This is a genomic window from Streptomyces sp. NPDC020597, from assembly GCF_044335095.1.
GTDB lineage: Bacteria > Actinomycetota > Actinomycetes > Streptomycetales > Streptomycetaceae > Streptomyces.
Map to the genome: position 1 here is coordinate 441,372 of NZ_JBIRUL010000003.1, position 22,465 is coordinate 463,836.

Sequence of the window (22,465 nt, forward strand, 5' to 3'; positions counted from 1 at the left end):
CCGCCTCCCGCCGACACACTTCTCGACGTAGCGCTTCACCGACCGACGCCGCCGCGCACCGTGCGGCGGCACCGGCCCGAGGCGCTCGTCCACCGCAGACTTTCGACTGAGGAGACTGACCGTGACTTCGGCTGTGACCATTCCCAGGCACGGGGGCACTGGAGGGCCTACGGCCGTTGCCGCGCGAGCGCGACAGGTCGTCAAGGCATACGGATCCGGGGAGACCCGGGTCGTCGCGCTCGACCACGTCGACGTGGACATCTCCCGTGGCCAGTTCACCGCGATCATGGGCCCCTCGGGGTCCGGCAAGTCCACGCTGATGCACTGCCTCGCCGGCCTCGACACCGTCTCGTCGGGGCAGATCTACCTGGACGAGACCGAGATCACCGGGCTCAAGGACAAGAAGCTCACCAAGCTGCGCCGGGACCGGATCGGGTTCATCTTCCAGGCGTTCAACCTGCTGCCCACGCTGAACGCGCTCGAGAACATCACGCTGCCCATGGACATAGCGGGCCGCAAGCCGGACAAGGCGTGGCTGAGCCAGGTCGTGGAGACCGTCGGGCTCGCCGACCGCCTCAAGCACCGTCCCACCCAGCTCTCCGGCGGTCAGCAGCAGCGCGTCGCCGTGGCCCGCGCCCTCGCGGCCCGCCCGGAGATCATCTTCGGCGACGAGCCCACCGGAAACCTCGACTCGCGCGCCGGCGCCGAGGTCCTGGGCTTCCTTCGCCGCTCGGTGGACGACCTGGGCCAGACCATCGTGATGGTCACGCACGACCCGGTGGCCGCCTCCTACGCGGACCGGGTGCTGTACCTCGCGGACGGCAGGATCGTCGACGAGATGTTCAAGCCGACCGCCGAGAGCGTCCTCGACCGCATGAAGGACTTCGACGCGCGGGGGCGTACGTCATGACCGTGCTGAAGACCTCGATGCGCAACTTCTTCGCGCACAAGGGACGCATGGCACTGTCGGCCGTGGCGGTCCTGCTGTCCGTGGCGTTCGTCTGCGGGACGCTCGTCTTCACCGACACGATGAACACGACGTTCGACAAGCTCTTCGCCGCCACCTCCTCCGACGTGACCGTGAGCGCGAAGGGCGCCTCGGACACCGGTGAGACGACCGCCGACAACGGCAAGCCGCCGGTCATGCCGGCCTCCGTGCTCGACCGGGTGCGCAAGGCGCCGGGTGTGAAGTCGGCGGAGGGCGCGGTCTTCTCCAGCGCGGCGACCGTCGTCGACGCCGAGAAGGACAGCCTGTCGCCGTCCAGCGGCGCGCCCACCATCGTCGGCAGCTGGAACGCCAACGAAGCCCGCACCATGAAGATCACCGAAGGCGCGGCGCCCAAGGGCTCCGACCAGGTCATGGTCGACGAGGACACCGCCGACAAGCACCACCTGAAGCTCGGCGACCAGATCGGCGTGATCACCGCGGTCGGCACGCACACCGCGAAGATCTCCGGCATCGCCGCCTTCCAGGTCACCAACCCCGGCGCGGCGATCTTCTACCTCGACACCGCGACCGCCCAGAAGACGCTGGTCGGCGAGGCGAACGTCTACACGAACGTCAACGTCACGGCCGCGGCCGGGGTCAGCGACGATCAGCTCAAGAAGAACGTCGCGGCCGGCGTCGGCGCCGACTACAAGGTGCAGACCGCGAAGGAGACCGCCGACGCCAACCGCAAGGACGTCGGGAGCTTCCTGGACGTGATGAAGTACGCGATGCTCGGCTTCGCCGGGATCGCCTTCCTCGTCGGCATCTTCCTGATCATCAACACCTTCTCGATGCTGGTCGCCCAGCGCACCCGTGAGATCGGCCTGATGCGGGCCATCGGCTCCAGCCGCAAGCAGGTCAACCGCTCGGTGCTCGCGGAGGCCCTGCTGCTGGGCGTCGTCGGCTCCGTCCTCGGCGTCGGCGCGGGCGTCGGCATCGCGGTCGGCCTGATGAAGCTCATGAGCCTGACCGGCATGAACCTCTCCACCGACGACCTGACGGTCGCCTGGACGACCCCGGTGGTCGGCATGGTCCTCGGCATCGTCGTCACGGTGCTGGCGGCCTACCTCCCGGCCCGCCGCGCCGGCAAGGTCTCCCCGATGGCCGCGCTGCGCGACGCGGGCGCCCCGGCCGACGCCAAGGCCGGCATCGCGCGGGCCGTCATCGGTCTGCTGCTCACCGGTGCGGGCGGCGCGGGTCTGTACCTCGCGTCCGCCGCCGACAAGGCGGCCGAGGGCTCGATGTGGCTGGGCCTGGGCGTGGTGCTGAGCCTGATCGGCTTCGTGGTGATCGGCCCGCTGCTGGCCGGAGCGGTCGTGCGGGTGCTCGGCGCGGTCCTGCTCAGGGCGTTCGGCCCGGTCGGGCGGATGGCGGAGCGCAACGCGCTGCGCAACCCGCGCCGCACGGGCGCCACGGGCGCGGCCCTCATGATCGGCCTCGCGCTGGTGGCCTGCCTGTCGGTGGTCGGCTCGTCCATGGTGGCCTCCGCCACGGAGGAGCTCGACAAGAGCGTCGGCACGGACTTCATCATCCAGAGCGACAAGGGCCAGCGCCTGACCGCCGACGCCGTGCAGGCCGTCAGGTCGGTCCCGGGTCTGGAGCGGGTCACCGAGTACAAGGGGACCCAGGCCGACTACACCACCCCCGACGGCAAGACCCTCGACGACACGTCGATCACGGCGGCCGACCCGACGTACGCGACCGACCTGCGCGTCGAGACCGTCGCCGGCAAGCTCGCCGACGCCTACCGCCTCGACTCGATGTCCGTCCACGAGAAGTTCGCCGAGGACCACAAGATCAAGCTGGGCTCCACGATCTCCGTGGCGTTCAAGGACGGATCCACCGCCCGGCTGACGGTCCGCGCGATCACCAGCAGCGACGGCGTCATCGACCAGGGCGCGATGTACACCTCCATCGCCACCCTCAAGAAGTACGTCCCCGCCGACAAGCTGCCGCTGGACCAGCTGGTCTTCGCCTCGGCGAAGGAAGGACAGCAGGACGCCGCGTACACGGCCCTGAAGTCGGCGCTGCACGACTACCCGCAGTACACCGTCCGCGACCAGACCGACTACAAGCAGGAGCTGAAGGACCAGATCGGGCAGCTGCTGAACCTGATCTACGGCCTGCTCGCCCTCGCGATCATCGTCGCCGTCCTCGGCGTGGTGAACACCCTGGCGCTCTCGGTGGTGGAGCGCACCCGGGAGATCGGCCTGATGCGGGCGATCGGCCTCTCCCGCCGCCAGCTGCGCCGCATGATCCGCATGGAGTCGGTCGTCATCGCCCTCTTCGGCGCGCTCCTCGGCCTCGGCCTGGGCATGGGCTGGGGCGCGACCGCCCAGCAGCTCCTCGCCCTGCAGGGCCTGAACGTCCTCGAGATCCCGTGGCCGACGATCATCGGCGTGTTCATCGGCTCCGCCTTCGTGGGCCTGTTCGCGGCACTGATCCCGGCGTTCCGCGCGGGCCGCATGAACGTCCTGAACGCGATCGCGACGGAGTAGCGGAAACGGCCCCGCGCCGCGGAGGCGGCGCGGGGCGCACGGCCCGGCATCGAGAAGGACGGGGGTCTTCTCGGTGCCGGGCTCCTTCGTGCTCCCGGCCGGTCCGTGAGACGGCCACCTCCGCGGTGAGGTGGCCGTCTTCGCGTGCGGCCCTCTCCGCGGTGCGGTGGCCGTCTCCGCGGTGCGATCCCTCGTAGGCGCGGCCCCTCGCCGGGGCGACCCCTCCGCGGGGCGGCGCGGACGAAAGAATCCGGTCATCGGCCCCCACCTGCCCCCGGGGTTGTCCACAGCCCCCGGCGAACATCCCCGCCCCGTCGTACCCTGGACACCCCCGGCCCGTGACACGCGTCGGGCCCTTCGCGTTGCCCACCCCGGACCGGGTGCACCCGTGTCACCGCGAGAGACATCCCGCGAGGACGAGACACACCCGGGCCCCTCGACGGAAAGCCCTCCATGAGCCTGCACGGTCTGCTCGACGCCGTCGTCAAGGACGCCGCCCTCGCGGAAGCCATCCCCGCGGCCGCCGACGGCAACCGCATGCACGTCGATCTGGTCGGTCCCCCGGCGGCCCGCCCGTTCGCGATCGCCGCCCTCGCCCGCGAGACCGGCCGCACCGTCCTCGCGGTGACCGCCACCGGCCGCGAGGCCGAGGACCTCGCCGCCGCCCTGCGCTCGCTGCTCCCGCCGGACGGCGTCGTCGAGTACCCCTCCTGGGAGACGCTCCCGCACGAGCGCCTCAGCCCGCGCAGCGACACCGTCGGCCGCCGCCTCGCCGTGCTGCGCCGGCTGGCCCACCCGCGCCCCGACGACCCGGAGACCGGCCCCGTCTCGGTGGTCGTCGCACCCGTCCGCTCCGTGCTCCAGCCGCAGGTCAAGGGACTCGGCGACCTGGAACCGGTGGCGCTGCGCTCGGGTGGGAGCGCCGACCTGAACGAGATCGTCGAAGCGCTCGCCGCGGCCGCCTACGCGCGCGTGGAACTCGTCGAGAAGCGCGGCGAGTTCGCCGTCCGCGGCGGCATCCTGGACGTGTTCCCGCCCACCGAGGAACACCCCCTGCGTGTCGAGTTCTGGGGTGACGACGTCGAGGAGATCCGCTACTTCAAGGTCGCCGACCAGCGCTCCCTGGAGGTAGCCGAGCACGGCCTGTGGGCCCCGCCCTGCCGTGAACTGCTCCTGACGGACGACGTGCGCACGCGGGCGCGCGACCTCGCCGAGCGGCACCCGGAACTCGGCGAGCTGCTCCACAAGATCGCCGAGGGGATCGCGGTCGAGGGCATGGAGTCCCTGGCCCCGGTGCTCGTCGACGACATGGAGCTGCTGCTCGACGTCCTGCCCAAGGGCGCGATGGCCGTCGTCTGCGACCCCGAGCGGGTCCGCACGCGTGCCGCCGACCTCGTGGCGACCTCGCAGGAGTTCCTGCAGGCCTCCTGGGCTGCCACGGCGGGCGGCGGCGAGGCGCCCATCGACGTCGGCGCGGCCTCCCTGTGGTCGATCGCCGACGTCCGCGAACACGCGCGCGAGCTGGACATGATGTGGTGGTCGGTGTCGCCGTTCGCGGCCGACGACGAGCTGGACGACGGCACGCTGAAGCTCGGCATGCACGCACCCGAGACCTACCGCGGCGACACCGCCAAGGCCCTCGCGGACACCAAGGGCTGGCTCGCGGACGGCTGGCGCGTCGCCTTCGTCACCGAGGCGCACGGCCCGGCCGCCCGCACGGTCGAAGTACTCGGCGGCGAGGGCGTGGCCGCCCGTCTCGACAGCGACCTGACCGAGCTGAGCCCCTCCGTCGTGCACGTCTCCTGCGGCTCGATCGACTACGGCTTCGTCGACCACGCACTGCGCCTGGCCGTCCTCACCGAGACCGACCTGTCCGGCCAGAAGGCGGCCGGCAAGGACGGGGCGCGCATGCCCGCGCGCCGCCGCAAGACCATCGACCCGCTCACCCTCGAGGCCGGCGACTACATCGTCCACGAGCAGCACGGCGTGGGCCGCTACATCGAGATGGTGCAGCGCACCGTCCAGGGCGCCACGCGCGAGTACCTGGTCGTCGAGTACGCGCCCGCCAAGCGCGGCCAGCCCGGCGACCGCCTCTACATCCCCACCGACCAACTGGAGCAGATCACCAAGTACGTCGGCGGCGAGGCGCCCACGCTGCACCGGCTCGGCGGCGCGGACTGGACGAAGACCAAGGCGCGCGCCAAGAAGGCCGTCAAGGAGATCGCCGCCGACCTGATCAAGCTGTACAGCGCGCGCATGGCGGCACCCGGCCACGCCTTCGGCACCGACACCCCCTGGCAGCGCGAACTGGAGGACGCCTTCCCCTACGCGGAGACGCCCGACCAGCTCACCACCATCGCCGAGGTCAAGGACGACATGGAGAAGACGGTCCCCATGGACCGCCTGATCTGCGGCGACGTCGGATACGGCAAGACGGAGATCGCCGTCCGCGCCGCCTTCAAGGCCGTCCAGGACGGCAAGCAGGTCGCCGTTCTCGTGCCGACGACGCTGCTGGTGCAGCAGCACTTCGGCACGTTCAGCGAGCGGTACGCGCAGTTCCCGGTGAAGGTCCGCGCCCTCTCCCGCTTCCAGACCGACACGGAGGCCAAGGCCACCCTGGAGGGACTGCGCGAGGGCTCCGTGGACGTCGTCATCGGCACCCACCGGCTGTTCTCGTCCGAGACGAAGTTCAAGGACCTCGGACTGGTCATCGTCGACGAGGAGCAGCGTTTCGGCGTCGAGCACAAGGAGCAGCTGAAGAAGCTCCGCGCGAACGTGGACGTCCTGACGATGTCGGCGACCCCGATCCCGAGGACCCTGGAGATGGCGGTGACGGGCATCCGCGAGATGTCGACGATCACCACGCCCCCGGAGGAGCGCCACCCGGTGCTCACGTTCGTCGGCCCCTACGAGCAGAAGCAGATCGGCGCCGCGGTCCGCCGTGAACTGCTGCGCGAGGGCCAGGTCTTCTACATCCACAACCGGGTCGAGTCGATCGACCGGGCAGCGGCGCGACTGCGCGAGATCGTCCCCGAGGCGCGCATCGCCACCGCGCACGGCCAGATGTCGGAGACGGCGCTGGAGCAGGTCGTCGTCGACTTCTGGGAGAAGAAGTTCGACGTGCTCGTCTCGACGACGATCGTCGAGTCCGGCATCGACATCTCCAACGCCAACACGCTGATCGTGGAACGCGGCGACACCTTCGGTCTGTCGCAGCTGCACCAGCTGCGCGGCCGGGTGGGCCGGGGCAGGGAGCGCGGTTACGCCTACTTCCTGTATCCGCCGGAGAAGCCGCTCACGGAGACCGCACACGAGCGGCTCGCCACCATCGCCCAGCACACCGAGATGGGCGCCGGAATGTACGTGGCGATGAAGGACCTGGAGATCCGCGGCGCGGGCAACCTGCTCGGCGGCGAGCAGTCCGGTCACATCGCGGGCGTCGGCTTCGACCTGTACGTGCGGATGGTCGGCGAGGCCGTCGCGGACTACCGGCGTCAGCTGGAGACGGGGGAGATCGAGGAGGAGCCGCCGCTCGAGGTCAAGATCGAGCTTCCGGTCGACGCACACGTCCCGCACGACTACGCGCCGGGCGAGCGGCTGCGCCTGCAGGCCTACCGGGCCATCGCCTCCGCCAACTCGGAGGACGACGTCAGGGCGGTCCGCGAGGAACTCGTCGACCGGTACGGCAAGTTGCCCGAACCGGTGGAGAACCTGCTGCTGGTGGCGGGGCTGCGGATGCTGGCACGCGCGTGCGGCGTGAGTGAGATCGTGCTCCAGGGCGCCAACATCCGCTTCGCTCCGGTGGAGTTGCGCGAGTCGCAGGAACTGCGCCTGAAGCGGCTGTACCCGGGGTCCGTCATCAAGCCCGCCGCGCACCAGGTGCTCGTGCCGCGCCCGAAGACCGCGAAGGTCGGCGGCAAGCCGCTGGTCGGACGTGAACTGCTCGGCTGGGTCGGCGAGTTCCTGGCCACGGTGCTGGGCTCATAGGGACGGCGGACGGCGGGCGGCCGGCGGCACGCGACGGACGGCGGACGGGGAGGGCCGGGCCGGCCGCCACAGGGCGTCCCCGGCGTTCCCGGCGTCCCCGGCGTTCCCGGCGTTCCCGGAGGAAACCGTCCGCGGAGCGGCCTGCTCCGCGGACGGCCACGTCAGGCTCCCGGGTGCTGCGCGCCAGGGGTTGTGCGCACTAGGGGTTCTCGGGCCTGTCCTCGTCCATGCCCATCCGCTTGTGCAGCTGCTGCTGACCGGAGTCGACCTGGGACTCGTACTTGTCGCCCGTCTTCTCGTTGATCCGCCGCTCCGCGGCGTCGGACATGTCCCTGGCCTTGTCCTGTGCCGCCTTGTTGCTCTTGAACCTGTCGAAGATGCCCATGCAGAGCTCCCTTCCCGGAGGTGACTCTCCACCGACGATATTCCCGTGATGTGCGATATGCCCACTTAAGGTCGTTGTGGTCTGGACCTCCCTGCTGCGTCCGCGCGCCCCTCGCTAGGGTGTGTGCCGGTCCACGTCCAGGGAATCCGCCCTGTGCGGGACGGACAGCGGCCGGACAGGGGAGGGGCGCGTGAGGCGTCTGAGGGGTGGAGCGGCGGTAGCCGTCGCGTTGGTGTGCGCCGTGACGGCGGCCGGCTGCAAGGAGCAGACCGCCGGTGCGGGCTCCCGCGGCGCGGGAGCGACGGCGGGCGCGGGAAAGGCGGGAGGCGGGGCGGCCCTCGCGGCGGCCGAGTCGCTGCCGGTGAAGGGGCGGGCCCCCAAGACCGGTTACGACCGGGAGCAGTTCGGCTCCGCCTGGGCGGACACGGACTCCAACTCCTGCGACACCCGTGACGACATCCTCAAGCGGGACCTGAAGCAGGTGAAGTTCACCGGTGGCGTGTGCAAGGTGTCCTTCGGCGTGCTGGAGTCGGATCCGTACTCGGGGAAGGACGTGACCTACCGGCGCGGCAGCAGCAAGGTCGACATCGACCATGTCGTCGCCCTGTCCGACGCCTGGCAGAAGGGCGCGAAATACTGGGACGCCGCCAAGCGGATAGCGCTCGCCAACGACCCGCTCAACCTGCTCGCCGTCGACGCGAGCACCAACCGTTCCAAGGGGGACGGCGACACGGCGACGTGGCTGCCGCCCAACAAGGCCTACCGCTGCACGTACGTCGCCGCGCAGGTCGCCGTGAAGAAGAAGTACGAGCTGTGGGTCACGCAGGCGGAGAAGTCCGCGATGGAGAAGGTGCTGTCGGCCTGCCCCGCGCAGCGACTGCCCGCCGGGGGCAACCCGACCAAGGCCCCGGGCCGCTTCCGCGCGGGGTGACCCGCGCCGCGGCGGCCACGAGTCCACGGCCACCCGTCCACGGCCACCCGTTCAGGGCCGCTGGCTGACGCTACCGGCCGTACGGGTACCCCTGCTGGTACGGGTTCGGGTGGCCCGCCCCGTACGCCGGGGCCGCCGGCGTCTTCTTGTCGAACATCGCGAACAGCAGCATCCCGGTCGCCATCAGCAGGGTGATGAGGAACATGGCGCCGAAGAAGGCGTCCGAGTCGTCGTTGTCGGAGACCACCGTGGCCGTCACGATCGCCACCTCGTACAGCGCGAACGAGACGAAGGCCGCCCAGTCCGAGGACAGGCCTCGGCGGATTCCCACGTAGAGGAACGGCACCCACGCCAGGAAGCCCAGCGAGAGCCACACCAGCACCACCCACGCGAGCCGCTCGGGCCAGCCGCCCTCCAGCCGTCTCACCGTGCCGGTCACGGTCGTCGTCGGCATCGTCATGTCGCCCCCCAAGGTCCCAGGGGGCAAGGGTAGGACATGGGCGGCCCGCGCCGGGCCGCCGCTTCTTTACCGTGACGTAAGTGAATCTTGTGACGCTGCCGACGTACCGTTTCCCGTTCACGGGCACGCCACGGGGTACCGTGCGTGCGGCGCCGTGACGTCGAGTCGACGCCGTATCGTCGTACCGGTCGAGGGGAGAGACCCGTACGACGCGATCGTGCCGGCGAGGACGCCGTACGCGCAGCATCACAGACGAACGATGGGTGGGGACGCATGGCCGAGCACCGGCAGTCCAGGAAGCGCAGATACATCACGTGGGGCGTGGCCGGCGCGGCCGTCCTCGCGGGGGCCGGGATAGCGGCGCAGACCTCGATGGCGGCCACCGTCTGGCCCGCCCAGAAGACGTACACCGGCCGCGCCTTCGACGCCTGCACCGCGCCCTCGCTGGCCGCGATGAAGGCCTGGAAGACGGACGGCTACTACGGCGGCGCCGCCGTCTACGTCGGCGGCAAGAACCGCGGCTGCGCCCAGCCGAACCTGACCGCGTCGTGGGTGAAGTCGGTCAACACGCTCGGCTGGAAGCTCATCCCGCTCTACGTCGGCGCGCAGCCGCCGTGCCAGACCGGCTCCAGCCCCGAGAAGATCACCGCTTCCACGGCCACCTCCCTCGGCGCCACGGACGCGGCGGACGCCGTCGCCAAGGCGTCCGCCCTCGGCATGAAGGCCGGCAGCCCGATCTACCTCGACATGGAGGCGTACGACATCACGAACAAGTCGTGCAACGACTCCGTGCTGGCCTACGTCCGTTCCTTCAGCAAGACGCTGCGCGCCAAGACGTACCGGGCCGGCTACTACGGGTTCAGCAGCTCCAGCGCCAAGGCGATCGCCACCGCGACGAACAAGACGGACCTGCCGGGCAACCTCTGGTACGCGCTGTGGGACAAGAAGGACACCACGACCACGGACTGGCCGTGGGGCGCCACCCAGTTCACCGGCCACAGCCGCGGCCACCAGTACCTGGTCAACAGCAAGGAGACCCGCGGCGGCTACACGATCACCGTGGACCGCGACTCCTGGGACGCCCCGGTCGCCCTGGTCGGCTGAGACCGCCCCGGAACCCGCCGGTCCGACCGTCCGCACCGACGGGCGGGCGGTAACCCGGCGGCGACCGGGCGACGGGCGGGCGGGGAGTGGGCGGGTAGCGGGCGGGCCATGGGCGCGGCGGTGCCGGAAGTCCTGGTGAATCGTTGGTCGAATGGGTTGGCCGCAGCCGCGCCACTGCCTACCATCGATCACCGCAAGACCTTGTGCACCGCCGCACAATCTCCTCGGGAGGCTTCCTTGCACCGCCGTCGTCGCACCGCGCTCCTGCTGTCCGCCGCGATCGCGGCGGCCCCTCTCCTCACCGCCTGCGGCAATGACGCCCATCCGGGTGCGGCGGCCGTCGTGGGCGGTCAGCGGATCACCGTCTCCCAACTGGAGAGCCGGGTGGACGAGGTGCGCTCCGCGCAGCGCGCGGCCGTCACCGACGACGTCCAGTACGCGCAGGTCGTCGGCCAGACCGGCGGGCTCGCCCGGGACACCCTGCACGGCATGGTCCTCGACCAGGTGCTGCACCACGCCGCCGAGGACGCGGGCATCACCGTCACTCCGCGCGAGGTCCAGGAGATGCGGACCGGCCTGGAACAGCAGGCGGGCGGCGCGAAGGGCCTGGAGACGGCGTGGCTGCAGCAGTACGGCATCCCGCCGCAGCGCCTCGACGAGAACCTGCGTCTCCAGTTGGAGGCGCAGAAACTCGCCGCCCGGCTCGGCACGACCACCAGCCAGCCCGCGTTCTGGAGCGCCCTGTCCAAGGCGTCCAAGTCTCTCGGCGTCGACCTCAACCCGCGCTACGGCAGCTGGGACGCGCAGAAGGTCGCCCGCGTCGACGCGAAGACCCCGTGGGTGCGGGAGGTCACGGCGACCGGGACCAAGCAGACGACCTGACCCCGTGCGCACGGGGCGACGCGCGACCCGTGACCGGACGTGCGACGCCGTGAGCGCCCCGTCCGGCCGTCGGTCCGACCATGTGATCGTGTGACCGGAAGGCCTGCCCTGTGGACGAGTCCCCTGGCGGGCGGCGGGCGTGGGTTACGTTCGGGGTGTGAACGCAATCAGCTCCGCCGACGCCGACGCCGCAGTCACCGCCCCGGGCCGCGTCGTCCTGCTCACCACCAGCCACCGCGTCGCCCCCGGTCTGCTGTCCTGGCCGGCCTGGCAGATCCTGCGCGCGGCGGACCGGGTGCTGTGCGCGGACGGCGCGCACCCGCAGCTGCCCTATCTACGGGACGCGGGCATAGCGGTCGAGGAGAGCTCACCGACCGCCGAGGAGCTGGTCGCCGCCTGCGCGGGCGGCCGCACCGCGGTGGTGGTGGCTACCGGCGAGGGTGAACCGGCCCTCACGGACGGTCTGGCCCGGCTGGCGGGCTCCGGCCGGGTGTCGATGCCGGAGCTGGAACTCCTCCCCGCCTCCTACGACCTGCCGGGCGCCCGGCTCCTCGACCTCGTCCAGGTCATGGACCGCATCCGCGAGGAGTGCCCCTGGTCCTCGCAGCAGACCCACCAGGGCCTGGCGAAGTACGCGATGGAGGAGGCGTACGAGCTGGTCGAGGCGATCGAGGACGGCGACCGGGACGAACTCCGCGAGGAACTGGGCGACGTCCTGCTCCAGGTGGTGTTCCACGCCCGCATCGCCGAGGAGGACGAGGAGTCACCGTTCTCCGTCGACGACGTCGCGGGCACGATCGTCGCCAAACTCGTCCACCGCCACCCCCATGTCTTCGGCGACGCCACCGCCACCACGCCGGAAGAGGTCAAGGAGCACTGGCTGCGCACGAAGGCGGTCGAGAAGCGGCGGGCGTCGGTGACCGACGGCGTTCCGCTCCACCAGCCCGCGCTGGCTCTCGCAGCGAAGCTGATGGCGCGCACCCGGACGGCCGGGCTGGACGTGCCGCTGCCGGCCGCCGAGGGCATCGGCTACGAACTGCTCGCCCTCGCCGCCCGGGCCGAGTCGCAGGGCGTGGACCCGGAGGCGGCGCTGCGGGCGGCGGCCCGCGCCTACCGGGACGCGATCAGGGTCACCGAAGGCCTCCCCGACCGCCCGGCCCCGCCCTCGTCCCAGGGCGAGGGAGCGTGACCGTGCACCTCGGGAAGCCCGCTACCGTCGGGGAGTGACCGACCCGACCCATCCGGCCGACCCGGCCGACCCGACCCGCCCGACCGAACGGACCGACCCGGCCCGGTCGTCCCGCCGGTCCCCGGCCGACGCGCCGCCCGCGCCCGAGCTCTTCACCTGGGAGTTCGCCACCGACCCCTACCCCGCCTACGCCTGGCTGCGGGAGCACGCCCCGGTGCACCGGACCGCGTTGCCGAGCGGGGTCGAGGCCTGGCTGGTCACCCGGTACGCCGACGCCAGGCAGGCCCTCGCCGACCCGCGGCTGTCCAAGAACCCCGCACATCACGACGAGCCCGCCCACGCCCGGGGCAGGACCGGCATCCCCGGGGAGCGCAAGGCCGAGCTGATGACCCATCTGCTCAACATCGACCCGCCGGACCACACCCGGCTGCGGCGACTCGTGAGCAAGGCCTTCACCCCGCGCCGCGTCGCCGAGTTCGCGCCGCGCGTGCAGGAGCTGACGGACCGGCTGATCGACCGGTTCGCCGCCGAGGGCCGTGCCGACCTCATCCACGACTTCGCCTTCCCCCTGCCCATCTACGCGATCTGCGACCTGCTGGGCGTCCCCGAGGAGGACCAGGACGACTTCCGCGACTGGGCCGGGATGATGATCCGGCACGGCGGAGGTCCCAGAGGCGGCGTCGCCCGGTCGGTGAAGAAGATGCGCGGCTACCTGCTGGAGCTCATCCACCGCAAACGCGCCGGACTCCCCGACGAACCCGCGCCGGGCGAGGACCTCATCTCGGGTCTGATCCGCGCCTTTGACCACGGCGAGCACCTCACGGAGAACGAGGCCGCCGCGATGGCCTTCATCCTGCTGTTCGCCGGCTTCGAGACGACGGTGAACCTCATCGGGAACGGCATGTACGCCCTCCTGACCCATCCCGCACAGCGCGAGGCCCTGCAGCGGTCCCTCACCGAGGACGGCGGCGACCGGGCCCTGCTCGCCACCGGCGTCGAGGAACTGCTCCGCTACGACGGCCCCGTCGAACTCGCCACCTGGCGGTTCGCGACCGAGCCCGTCGCCATCGGAGGCCAGGACATCGCACCCGGCGATCCCGTCCTGGTCGTGCTGGCCGCCGCCGACCGCGACCCGGCCCGCTTCACCGACCCCGACACCCTCGACCTCTCCCGCCGTGACAACCAGCACCTCGGCTACGGACACGGCATCCACTACTGTCTGGGTGCCCCGCTGGCCCGGCTGGAGGGCCAGACCGCGCTCGCCACCCTGCTCACCCGGCTTCCAGACCTCCGACTGGCGGTGGAACCGGCGGAGTTGAGGTGGCGCGGCGGCCTCATCATGCGCGGCCTGCGCACGCTGCCGGTCGAGTTCGCCCCGGTGTCCGCCGCCGGCTCCGGCGCCTGACGGTCGTGTCACGAACAGTGCGGACCTGACGGAACGTCAGCCGGATTGTGACCATGAGGCGGAGCAAAGGTGACCGATCCTCAAGTCTGTGATCTTCACGTGATCTGCGCGGCATTAACTTGTGACAAGTGATCGTCTGCCGATACGTTCACTCGTCAGCGCGACGCGTCAGATCACTCGCCCGCGCCGGCACTGCTGTCCAGAGAAAGGCCCTCGCATGCTCTCCGGGAACGGTCGTCACCGTCGCCCCCGCCAGGCCCCCGCGCTGCTCGTCGCGGCCGGGGTGACCGGCTCCGCCATCGCCATCCCGCTGCTCGCCGCCTCCGGCGCGAGCGCCGCGGACGGCACGGTGTGGGACAAGGTGGCGCAGTGCGAAACCGGGGGCTCGTGGAGTGCCGATGACGGCGGTGACGGCGAGTCCGGCGGCCTGAGCCTGACCCTGCAGGACTGGAAGGCCTACGGCGGGCTCGACTATGCGGCGAGCCCCGATCTGGCCAGCCGCAACCAGCAGATCGCCGTGGCGCAGAAGGTGCTCGCGGCCAAAGGCGTCGGCGCGTGGGGCACCTGCGGGCTGACCTCCGGGCTCACCAAGGAGAACGGCGCGCTGGCCGTGGACACCGGCGTGGCGGGCGATTCGTCTGGTTCATCCGGATCGTCGGGTCTGTCGGACCTGTCGAGAGGCTTGTCGGGTTCCTCGGGGTCGTCGAGCTCCTCCGATTCGGGCAAGGGCTCGACCGACTCCAGCGGTTCGACCGATTCATCTGACTCGTCCGCATCGCCCGACCCGTCCGGCAATTCCTCGAGTTCGCCCTCGGCGTCGCCTTCGTCGCCTTCGTCCTCTTCTGCCGCCGTGGGCGACTCCGACGGCACCGGTCGTCAGGGCGACCCGCAGGCGGCCGACGGCTCGACCGCGGGTACTTCGAAAGCGGATGACTCGGACAAGTCGGTCCAGGATGTGGGTTCCTGGAATCTCGTCGACACCGGTTCCCTCGGCTCCGGCCGCCATCGAGGCACCACGGCCGACGAGGCGGCGGTGGAGGGCGCCGACGTCGGGGCCGGCGGTGCGTCCACCGCCTCGACGGGCCGGCATGCCGCGGCCGGCTATGTCGTCCAGGAGGGCGACTCTCTCGCCTCCATCGCCGACTCCCTTGGCCTCCACGGCGGATGGCGCGCCCTCTACGCCGAGAACAAGGACGTCATCGGCCCCGATCCGAGCGACATCGCCCCCGGTCAGACCCTCGACACAGGGGTCCAATAGGGCGCAAAGCCCAAGAAAAACAGCGGGAGTTCACGTCACGCTTCGCGTCGAATGTCCGATTTGGCGAAAGTGTGGGATGAGTCTCAGAAGCCCTGATCGTCTTTGAAATTCCGCGGATCGCGTGTCTACGGTCGTGACCGCTCGGCAACCCGAGCCCCGGCCGTCGCAACGCCGAATCCTGCCAGCGGCAGCCCGGGAACAGTCGTCGCGTCAAGCGCCGTAGGCAGGAGCGGGGGACCCAAGGTAAGTGCCGCACCGGGAAGTCACCGGAGCGGCTTGGGGTGAAGTCACCCCTCCACGGAGCGAGGTCTCCGACGGAGGAGTGGCCGGGCAACTCACTTGGCCCGAACCCGACAGCTCACCTCGCAGGCGTCGGTGAGGGGATCCACCATGCTGTTTTCCGGTAAGGGCAAGCACCGTCGTCCGTCCAAGGCCACCCGCGTCGCCGCTCTCGCCGGTGTCACCGGCGTCGCCATCGCCGCCCCGCTGATGGCGGCCGGCAACGCCTCCGCCGCCACCGCCTCCGAGTGGGACGCGGTCGCCCAGTGCGAGTCCGGCGGCGACTGGTCCATCAACACCGGCAACGGCTACTACGGCGGCCTGCAGTTCTCGTCCTCCACCTGGGCCGCGTACGGCGGCACGCAGTACGCCTCGCAGGCCAACCAGGCCTCCAAGGCCCAGCAGATAGCCATCGGCGAGAAGGTCCTCGCGGGTCAGGGCAAGGGCGCCTGGCCGGTCTGCGGCAAGGGCCTGTCCGGCGCCTCCTACGACGGGGGCGGCGCCGCCTCCTCGAACTCGGGCTCCTCGAGCTCCTCGGACAGCGGCAGCAGCTCCCGCTCGACCGAGCAGAAGAGCAGCTCCCGCTCCACCGACCGTCCGGCGGCCGCCAAGAAGTCCAAGACGGTCACCACGCCGACCGGCAAGAAGGTCAAGAAGGGCGACGGCGAGTACAAGGTCGTCAAGGGCGACACCCTCAGCTCCATCGCCGAGAAGCACAAGGTCAAGGGCGGCTGGCAGAAGCTGTTCCAGCTGAACAAGGACATCGTCCAGGACGCCGACCTCATCTACCCGGGTCAGCAGCTGCACCTGAAGTGACAGCCGGCTGCCGACGCCGACGAGGCCGCTGAGCCCTCCCGGTGAAGGCCGGTCGCCTGAGGGCCTCGTGAAGGTCTCCTCGCCCCCACCCCCATGGGCCCCCCGTCCCGGTGCGTGTTCCCCCGTACGCACCGGGACGGGGTTTTTCTTGCGCCCCGCGGGCGGTCGTCGCCCGCCCGCCCCGTTCCGCGCGCTGTTTGCGCGGTCTTCCGGGCGGCTTTTCCCAGCCGCTTTGTTCCGGACAGGAACAATGTGTACGGTCGGACCGTCCACGGGACGGTCGGTCGGTGGCCGACGCTCCGGAGACGGTTAGGCTCTAGGCGCAAGGCCACGCGCCGCGCACTTTCAGCGTCACATCCCATGAAGGAGATGCTCGTGCCGTCCATCGACGTCGTCGTAGCCCGGGAAATCCTGGACTCCCGAGGCAACCCCACGGTCGAGGTCGAGGTCGGCCTCGACGACGGCAGCACGGGTCGTGCCGCCGTCCCGTCCGGCGCCTCCACGGGCGCCTTCGAGGCCATCGAGCTGCGCGACGGTGACCCGAACCGCTACCAGGGCAAGGGCGTCGAGAAGGCGGTCCTCGCCGTCATCGAGCAGATCGGCCCGGAGCTCGTCGGCTACGACGCCACCGAGCAGCGCCTGATCGACCAGGCCATGTTCGACCTGGACGCCACCGACAACAAGGGCTCCCTCGGCGCCAACGCGATCCTCGGCGTCTCGCTCGCCGTCGCCCACGCCGCCTCCGAGGCCAGCGACCTCCCGCTCTTCCGCTACCTGGGCGGCCCGAACGCGCACCTGCTGCCCGTTCCGATGATGAACATCCTGAACGGCGGCTCGCACGCCGACTCCAACGTGGACATCCAGGAGTTCATGATCGCCCCGATCGGCGCGGAGTCCTTCTCCGAGGCGCTGCGCTGGGGCGCCGAGGTCTACCACACCCTCAAGAAGGTGCTGAAGACCAAGGGCCTGTCCACCGGCCTCGGCGACGAGGGCGGCTTCGCCCCGAACCTCGAGTCCAACCGCGCCGCGCTCGACCTCATCATCGAGGCCATCCAGCAGGCCGGTTACGTCCCCGGCGAGCAGATCGCGCTCGCGCTCGACGTCGCCGCGTCCGAGTTCTACAAGGACGGCAAGTACGAGTTCGAGGGCAAGTCCCGCTCGGCCGCCGAGATGACCGAGTACTACGAGGAGCTCGTCTCCGCGTACCCGCTCGTCTCCATCGAGGACCCGCTGTACGAGGACGACTGGGCCGGCTGGAAGGTCATCACCGACAAGCTGGGCGACAAGGTCCAGATCGTCGGCGACGACCTCTTCGTGACCAACCCGGAGCGCCTGGCCCGCGGCATCGAGGAGGGCTCCGCCAACGCCCTGCTCGTCAAGGTCAACCAGATCGGCTCGCTGACCGAGACCCTGGACGCCGTCGAGATGGCCCAGCGCAACGGCTTCAAGTGCATGATGTCCCACCGCTCCGGCGAGACCGAGGACGTCACCATCGCCGACCTCGCCGTCGCGGTGAACTGCGGTCAGATCAAGACCGGCGCCCCGGCCCGCTCGGACCGCGTCGCCAAGTACAACCAGCTGCTGCGCATCGAGGAGATCCTCGACGACGCCGCGGTGTACGCCGGCCGCTCCGCCTTCCCGCGGTTCCGCTCCGCGAACCACTGAGCACGGCCCGAGGCTGACCCCACCCGGGGTAAGGCCTAGCCAGTCGCACGAACGTCCCCGTACTCGGTCCCGTACCGTGTGCGGGGACGTACGCACGTGGGAGACGGGAGGCGCAGCACATGGCCGTGAAGGACCGGGACCGTTTCTCCACCGCGACCAGGATCAAGCTGCTCGGCGAACAGACCGCGGCCCGCGTGTACCGGTCGCAGACCAAGCGCCAGGCCCGCCGCTCCCGCCTCACCGGCCGCGCGGCCCTGCTGGCCCTCGTCCTGTGCACGCTGATCGTGGCCCTGGCCTACCCGATGCGCCAGTACGTCTCCCAGCGCGCCGAGATCGCCGACCTGGAGCGCGAGAAGCAGCAGGCCGGCGAGCGCGTCGAGCAGCTGCGCGACCTCAAGGCGCGCTGGCAGGACGACGCGTACGCCGAGCAGCAGATCCGGCTGCGGCTGCACTACGTGCTGCCGGGGGAGACCGGATACATCGTCGTCGACCCGGACGCCGCCCGGCAGTCGCGCGCCGAACTCGGGGCGGCCGACCGCCCCTGGTACTCCAATGTCTGGGACGGGGTCGACAAGTCCGACGCCTCTGACCACTGACCGACCGACCGACTGACCGATGGAAAGACAGGCATGCAGACGCCCCCGCCGACCACTCCGCGCACCGAGCCCACCGACGCGGACGTCGAGGCCTTCAAGCAGCAGCTCGGACGCCCGCCGCGCGGCCTGCGCGCGATCGCGCACCGCTGCCCGTGCGGTCAGCCGGACGTCGTCGAGACGGCCCCCCGGCTGCCCGACGGCACCCCCTTCCCGACGCTGTACTACCTGACGTGCCCGAAGGCCAACTCGGCGATCGGCACGCTGGAGGCGAACGGCGTGATGAAGGAGATGACGGAGCGGCTGCAGTCCGACCCCGAGCTCGCCGCCTCCTACCGGGCCGCGCACGAGGACTACGTCCGGCGGCGGGACGAGATCGAGGAGCTGAGGAACTTCCCCAGCGCGGGCGGCATGCCGGACCGCGTGAAGTGCCTGCACGTCCTGGTGGCCCACTCGCTGGCCGCGGGCCCGGGCGTGAACCCGCTCGGCGACGAGGCGCTGGAGATGCTCCCCGAGTGGTGGCGCAAGGGCGCCTGCGTGACCCTTCCCCAGCCGGTCGAGGGGGAGGCCCCGTGACCCGGGTCGCCGCCGTCGACTGCGGCACGAACTCCATCCGGCTGCTCGTCGCCGACGCGGACCCCGAGACCGGCGAACTCGTCGACCTGGACCGCCGGATGACGATCGTCCGGCTGGGCCAGGGCGTCGACCGCACCGGCCGGCTCGCCCCCGAGGCGCTGGAGCGGACGTTCGCCGCCTGCCGGGAGTACGCGGCCGCCGTCAAGGAACTCGGCGCGCAGCGGCTGCGGTTCGTCGCCACGTCCGCCTCCCGGGACGCCGAGAACCGGGAGGAGTTCGTGCGCGGGGTGCTGGACATCCTGGGCGTCGAGCCCGAGGTCATCACCGGCGACCAGGAGGCCGAGTTCTCCTTCACCGGCGCCACGAAGGAGCTCACCGGCCGCGACGACCTGGCCCGGCCCTACCTGGTGGTGGACATCGGCGGCGGCTCCACGGAGTTCGTCGTCGGCGACGACCGGGTGCGCGCCGCCCGCTCGGTCGACGTCGGCTGCGTGCGGATGACCGAGCGGCACCTGGTCGTGGACGGCAGGGTCACCGACCCGCCGTCCGAGGAGCAGATCGCGGCGATGCGGGCCGACATCGAGGCCGCCCTCGACGTCGCCGAGCGGACGGTCCCGCTGCGCGAGGCGCACACCCTGGTCGGCCTGGCCGGTTCGGTCACCACGGTCTCCGCGATCGCCCAGAAGCTGCCCGGGTACGACTCGGCGGCCATCCACCACTCGCGCGTCTCGCACGACGAGGTCCGCGCGATCACCGGGCGGCTGCTGCGTTCCACGCACGCCGAGCGTGCCGCGATCGGCGCGATGCATCCCGGACGGGTGGACGTGATCGGGGCGGGCGCGCTGGTGCTGCTGGCGATCATGGAGCGCACCGGTGCGCAGGAGGTCGTCGTGAGCGAACACGACATCCTCGACGGCATCGCCTGGTCTTTGGCCTGACCGCCTACAGGTTGCGGTACACGTCCCGCCGGTCGCCTACCTTGACGACGAGGATGACGAGCTCACCGTCGTTGATCTGGTAGGCGACCCTGTAGCTGCCGACCCTGAGCCGGTAGAGCCCGGACGGGCCGGTGAGTTTCTTGACGTCGGCGTCCTGGCGGTACGGGTCGTCACCGAGTGCGGTCAGCGCGGTCAGGATGCGCATGGCGTCGTGCCGGCTGACGACCCGGAGTTGCCGCTGCGCCGCCGTGGTGAACCGGAAGGCGTACTTCACGCCGCGTCGCCGTCCCGCTCGGTGAACAGGTCCGCCAACAGTTCGGCCATCGTCACCGTGGGGCCGCCCTCGGCCAGCACCGCTTCGGCTTCGCGCGCCAGCATGACGTCGGCCGCTTCCTCCAGTGCCTCGAAGTCGGCGATCGGAACCACGGCTGCCACCGGAGCGCCGTTACGCATGATGACGGTCGGAACTCCCTCCTCCGCCCGGTTGATGTGGTCGGCGAGGTGCGCGCGGGCTTCCCGCACGGTCACGGTGTTCTCAGTCATGGAGTCAGTGTACACGCATGCGTGTACACGCGACCATGCTCGGGGAGTCGCGTTCATGTGCGATCCTCGACGGCATCGCCTGGTCGGTCGCGTAGTGCTTGCCGGGGTCGTCGGGTGCACTCTGCTGAGCAGGCAGGATGCGCGGATGAGCAGTCCCAGGGGCCCTTCGGGGCCCCTTCGGCGCGTTCTCGCGAGACCCCGCCGGGAAAGTTCGTGAAGTTCTTCACAAGGAATTCGGCCCTGTCGGAGGACGATCGTGTCCCGGTTGACCCTTCCGAGGGCCGAACCCCCGCATGAACGTGTTCAAAAGAGGCGGACGCGGACGTCTCGAGGTCGTCTCGCGAAGCGTGCCACGGGCTCCTCACGGAGGCCTTCCAGAGGCGGAGAGGCAGCTCACGCGGCATTGACAACGCCACGCCCTACACGCAGGTTCCCGTTCTCCGCCATGATGTGGATCACGCGGGGCGCGGAGGATAGCACACACCCTCGGGAAGCTTGTGAAGGGGCGCACGAGCGACCCCCCCGAACCAGGTGGATACTCGATGGCATGAGCACCACGGAGCGTCCCAGGATCCTCGTAGTAGGCGGTGGGTACGTAGGCCTGTACGCAGCTCGGCGCATCCTCAAGAAGATGCGCTACGGCGAGGCGACCGTCACGGTCGTCGACCCCCGGTCGTACATGACCTACCAGCCCTTCCTCCCCGAAACCGCCGCCGGCAACATCTCCCCGCGCCATGTCGTCGTCCCGCTGCGACGCGTGCTGCCCAAGGCGGAGGTCCTCACCGGCCGGGTCACCACCATCGACCAGGACCGCAAGGTCGCCACGATCGCCCCGCTCGTCGGCGAGGCGTACGAGCTGCCCTTCGACTACCTGGTGATCGCGCTCGGCGCGGTCTCCCGCACCTTCCCGATCCCCGGCCTCGCCGAACAGGGCATCGGCATGAAGGGCGTCGAGGAGGCCATCGGCCTGCGCAACCACGTCCTCGAGCAGCTGGACAAGGCCGACTCCACGACCGACGAGGAGATCCGCCGCAAGGCGCTCACCTTCGTCTTCATCGGCGGCGGCTTCGCCGGCGCGGAGACCATCGGCGAGGTCGAGGACCTGGCCCGGGACGCGGCCAAGTACTACAAGACCGTGTCCCGCGAGGACATGCGCTTCATCCTGGTCGACGCCGCGGACAAGATCCTGCCCGAGGTCGGCCCCAAGCTCGGCCAGTACGGCAAGCAGCACCTGGAGAGCCGCGGCGTGGAGATCTACCTCTCCACCTCGATGGACTCCTGCGTCGACGGCCACGTCGTGCTGAAGAACGGCCTCGAGGTCGACTCCAACACCATCGTGTGGACGGCCGGCGTCAAGCCGAACCCGGTCCTGGCCCGCTACGGCCTGCCGCTCGGCCCGCGCGGTCACGTCGACACCGCCCCGACCCTCCAGGTCCAGGGCACCGACTACATCTGGGCCGCCGGCGACAACGCCCAGGTCCCCGACGTCGCCGCCCGCAAGGCCGGCGTCGAGAACGCCTGGTGCCCGCCGAACGCCCAGCACGCGCTGCGCCAGGCGAAGGTCCTCGGCGACAACGTGGTCTCCGGCATGCGGGGCTTCCCGCAGAAGGAGTACGCGCACTCCAACAAGGGCGCGGTGGCCGGCCTCGGCCTCCACAAGGGCGTCGCGATGATCGTCATGGGCAAGGTGAAGATCAAGCTCAAGGGCCGTCTCGCCTGGTACATGCACCGTGGCTACCACGGCATGGCGATGCCGACGTGGAACCGCAAGATCCGCGTCTTCGCCGACTGGACCCTCGGCATGTTCCTCAAGCGCGAGGTCGTGGCGTTGGGCGCGCTGGAGACCCCGCGTGAGGAGTTCTACGAGGCCGCCAAGCCGGCCCCGGTCGCCGCGAAGCCGGCCGCCGTGAAGACCGAGAACGAGAAGGCCAACGCCTCCTGACCTCGCGTCACCCGACCCCGGGTCCG

The 22,465-nt window shown here is 70.7% G+C and carries 19 protein-coding genes and 1 riboswitch; of the genes, 15 read left to right on the top strand and 4 right to left on the bottom strand.

What is annotated here, in order from left to right:
• Positions 1-121: 121 nt before the first annotated feature.
• The 3 genes from ACH4ZA_RS08120 (at position 122) to mfd (ending at position 7,473) form a co-directional block, all read left to right on the top strand.
• Positions 122-910 carry an ABC transporter ATP-binding protein gene (locus ACH4ZA_RS08120; RefSeq protein ID WP_319279815.1) on the top strand — a complete coding sequence of 263 codons (789 nt, stop codon included), beginning with the start codon at positions 122-124 and terminating at the stop codon, positions 908-910.
• Positions 907-3,486 carry an FtsX-like permease family protein gene (locus tag ACH4ZA_RS08125; protein WP_319279814.1) on the top strand — a complete coding sequence of 860 codons (2,580 nt, stop codon included), beginning with the start codon at positions 907-909 and terminating at the stop codon, positions 3,484-3,486. The genes ACH4ZA_RS08120 and ACH4ZA_RS08125 overlap by 4 nt, the downstream gene beginning before the upstream one ends.
• Before the next feature lie 453 nt (positions 3,487-3,939).
• Positions 3,940-7,473, top strand: coding sequence for a transcription-repair coupling factor (mfd, locus tag ACH4ZA_RS08130; protein ID WP_398428518.1), 3,534 nt, complete (start codon positions 3,940-3,942; stop codon positions 7,471-7,473).
• A 199-nt stretch (positions 7,474-7,672) separates the two neighbouring features.
• Here mfd and ACH4ZA_RS08135 read toward each other — a convergent pair whose 3' ends face one another.
• On the bottom strand, positions 7,673-7,858 hold the full coding sequence (locus tag ACH4ZA_RS08135) for an antitoxin (RefSeq protein WP_319279812.1): 186 nt from the start codon (positions 7,856-7,858) through the stop codon (positions 7,673-7,675).
• 190 nt (positions 7,859-8,048) lie between these two features.
• Here ACH4ZA_RS08135 and ACH4ZA_RS08140 point away from each other — a divergent pair, with 190 nt between their 5' ends.
• On the top strand, positions 8,049-8,789 hold the full coding sequence (locus ACH4ZA_RS08140; RefSeq protein WP_398428519.1) for an HNH endonuclease family protein: 741 nt from the start codon (positions 8,049-8,051) through the stop codon (positions 8,787-8,789).
• Positions 8,790-8,859: 70 nt separating this feature from the next.
• Here ACH4ZA_RS08140 and ACH4ZA_RS08145 read toward each other — a convergent pair whose 3' ends face one another.
• A complete protein-coding gene (locus tag ACH4ZA_RS08145; protein ID WP_319279810.1) occupies positions 8,860-9,249 on the bottom strand; it encodes a hypothetical protein in 390 nt (129 codons plus the stop codon).
• Between the two features lie 273 nt (positions 9,250-9,522).
• On the opposite strand from ACH4ZA_RS08145, the gene ACH4ZA_RS08150 reads away from it, so the two are divergent.
• The 10 genes from ACH4ZA_RS08150 (at position 9,523) to ACH4ZA_RS08195 (ending at position 19,954) form a co-directional block, all read left to right on the top strand.
• A complete protein-coding gene (locus tag ACH4ZA_RS08150) occupies positions 9,523-10,353 on the top strand; it encodes a glycoside hydrolase domain-containing protein (RefSeq protein WP_319279809.1) in 831 nt (276 codons plus the stop codon).
• 237 nt (positions 10,354-10,590) lie between these two features.
• Positions 10,591-11,235, top strand: a complete 645-nt coding sequence (locus ACH4ZA_RS08155) for a SurA N-terminal domain-containing protein (protein WP_319279808.1) — start codon at positions 10,591-10,593, stop codon at positions 11,233-11,235.
• Between the two features lie 157 nt (positions 11,236-11,392).
• A complete protein-coding gene (locus ACH4ZA_RS08160; protein WP_398428520.1) occupies positions 11,393-12,424 on the top strand; it encodes a nucleoside triphosphate pyrophosphohydrolase in 1,032 nt (343 codons plus the stop codon).
• Between the two features lie 34 nt (positions 12,425-12,458).
• Positions 12,459-13,829: a cytochrome P450 gene (locus ACH4ZA_RS08165; protein WP_398428521.1), complete on the top strand. Its 1,371-nt coding sequence runs from the start codon at positions 12,459-12,461 to the stop codon at positions 13,827-13,829.
• Positions 13,830-14,046: 217 nt separating this feature from the next.
• Complete coding sequence (locus tag ACH4ZA_RS08170) at positions 14,047-15,087, top strand: transglycosylase family protein (protein ID WP_398428522.1); 1,041 nt, start codon at positions 14,047-14,049, stop codon at positions 15,085-15,087.
• A 205-nt stretch (positions 15,088-15,292) separates the two neighbouring features.
• Positions 15,293-15,474, top strand: a riboswitch (cyclic di-AMP (ydaO/yuaA leader).
• Positions 15,475-15,477: 3 nt separating this feature from the next.
• The gene (locus ACH4ZA_RS08175) at positions 15,478-16,182 is read left to right on the top strand and encodes a transglycosylase family protein (protein ID WP_398428523.1); all 705 of its coding nucleotides are present in this window, start codon (positions 15,478-15,480) and stop codon (positions 16,180-16,182) included.
• 369 nt (positions 16,183-16,551) lie between these two features.
• Entirely contained in the window at positions 16,552-17,847 is a 1,296-nt protein-coding gene (gene eno, locus ACH4ZA_RS08180) for a phosphopyruvate hydratase (protein ID WP_057578620.1), read from the top strand.
• A 119-nt stretch (positions 17,848-17,966) separates the two neighbouring features.
• Complete coding sequence (locus ACH4ZA_RS08185) at positions 17,967-18,443, top strand: septum formation initiator family protein (protein ID WP_319279804.1); 477 nt, start codon at positions 17,967-17,969, stop codon at positions 18,441-18,443.
• Between the two features lie 33 nt (positions 18,444-18,476).
• Positions 18,477-19,016 (top strand): DUF501 domain-containing protein, encoded by a 540-nt coding sequence (locus ACH4ZA_RS08190; RefSeq protein WP_319279803.1) that lies wholly within the window; start codon positions 18,477-18,479, stop codon positions 19,014-19,016.
• Positions 19,013-19,954, top strand: coding sequence for a Ppx/GppA phosphatase family protein (locus ACH4ZA_RS08195; protein ID WP_319279802.1), 942 nt, complete (start codon positions 19,013-19,015; stop codon positions 19,952-19,954). The genes ACH4ZA_RS08190 and ACH4ZA_RS08195 overlap by 4 nt, the downstream gene beginning before the upstream one ends.
• A gap of 4 nt (positions 19,955-19,958) precedes the next feature.
• Here ACH4ZA_RS08195 and ACH4ZA_RS08200 read toward each other — a convergent pair whose 3' ends face one another.
• Both ACH4ZA_RS08200 and ACH4ZA_RS08205 read right to left on the bottom strand, forming a co-directional pair.
• Positions 19,959-20,228, bottom strand: coding sequence for a type II toxin-antitoxin system RelE/ParE family toxin (locus ACH4ZA_RS08200; protein ID WP_319279801.1), 270 nt, complete (start codon positions 20,226-20,228; stop codon positions 19,959-19,961).
• Entirely contained in the window at positions 20,225-20,497 is a 273-nt protein-coding gene (locus ACH4ZA_RS08205; RefSeq protein ID WP_266457918.1) for a type II toxin-antitoxin system Phd/YefM family antitoxin, read from the bottom strand. Before ACH4ZA_RS08205 ends, ACH4ZA_RS08200 begins: the two co-directional genes overlap by 4 nt.
• 547 nt (positions 20,498-21,044) lie before the next feature.
• On the opposite strand from ACH4ZA_RS08205, the gene ACH4ZA_RS08210 reads away from it, so the two are divergent.
• Positions 21,045-22,439, top strand: coding sequence for an NAD(P)/FAD-dependent oxidoreductase (locus tag ACH4ZA_RS08210; protein WP_319279800.1), 1,395 nt, complete (start codon positions 21,045-21,047; stop codon positions 22,437-22,439).
• Positions 22,440-22,465: the final 26 nt, after the last annotated feature.

Bases quoted from the DNA above. Each gene is read 5' to 3' on its own strand.
- ACH4ZA_RS08205 (WP_266457918.1), bottom strand. From the start codon at position 20,497: ATGACTGAGAACACCGTGACCGTGCGGGAAGCCCGCGCGCACCTCGCC.
- ACH4ZA_RS08125 (WP_319279814.1), top strand. From the start codon at position 907: ATGACCGTGCTGAAGACCTCGATGCGCAACTTCTTCGCGCACAAGGGA.
- ACH4ZA_RS08145 (WP_319279810.1), bottom strand. From the start codon at position 9,249: ATGACGATGCCGACGACGACCGTGACCGGCACGGTGAGACGGCTGGAG.
- ACH4ZA_RS08175 (WP_398428523.1), top strand. From the start codon at position 15,478: ATGCTGTTTTCCGGTAAGGGCAAGCACCGTCGTCCGTCCAAGGCCACC.
- ACH4ZA_RS08190 (WP_319279803.1), top strand. From the start codon at position 18,477: ATGCAGACGCCCCCGCCGACCACTCCGCGCACCGAGCCCACCGACGCG.
- eno (WP_057578620.1), top strand. From the start codon at position 16,552: ATGCTCGTGCCGTCCATCGACGTCGTCGTAGCCCGGGAAATCCTGGAC.
- ACH4ZA_RS08150 (WP_319279809.1), top strand. From the start codon at position 9,523: ATGGCCGAGCACCGGCAGTCCAGGAAGCGCAGATACATCACGTGGGGC.
- ACH4ZA_RS08170 (WP_398428522.1), top strand. From the start codon at position 14,047: ATGCTCTCCGGGAACGGTCGTCACCGTCGCCCCCGCCAGGCCCCCGCG.
- ACH4ZA_RS08135 (WP_319279812.1), bottom strand. From the start codon at position 7,858: ATGGGCATCTTCGACAGGTTCAAGAGCAACAAGGCGGCACAGGACAAG.
- mfd (WP_398428518.1), top strand. From the start codon at position 3,940: ATGAGCCTGCACGGTCTGCTCGACGCCGTCGTCAAGGACGCCGCCCTC.
- ACH4ZA_RS08185 (WP_319279804.1), top strand. From the start codon at position 17,967: ATGGCCGTGAAGGACCGGGACCGTTTCTCCACCGCGACCAGGATCAAG.
- ACH4ZA_RS08210 (WP_319279800.1), top strand. From the start codon at position 21,045: ATGAGCACCACGGAGCGTCCCAGGATCCTCGTAGTAGGCGGTGGGTAC.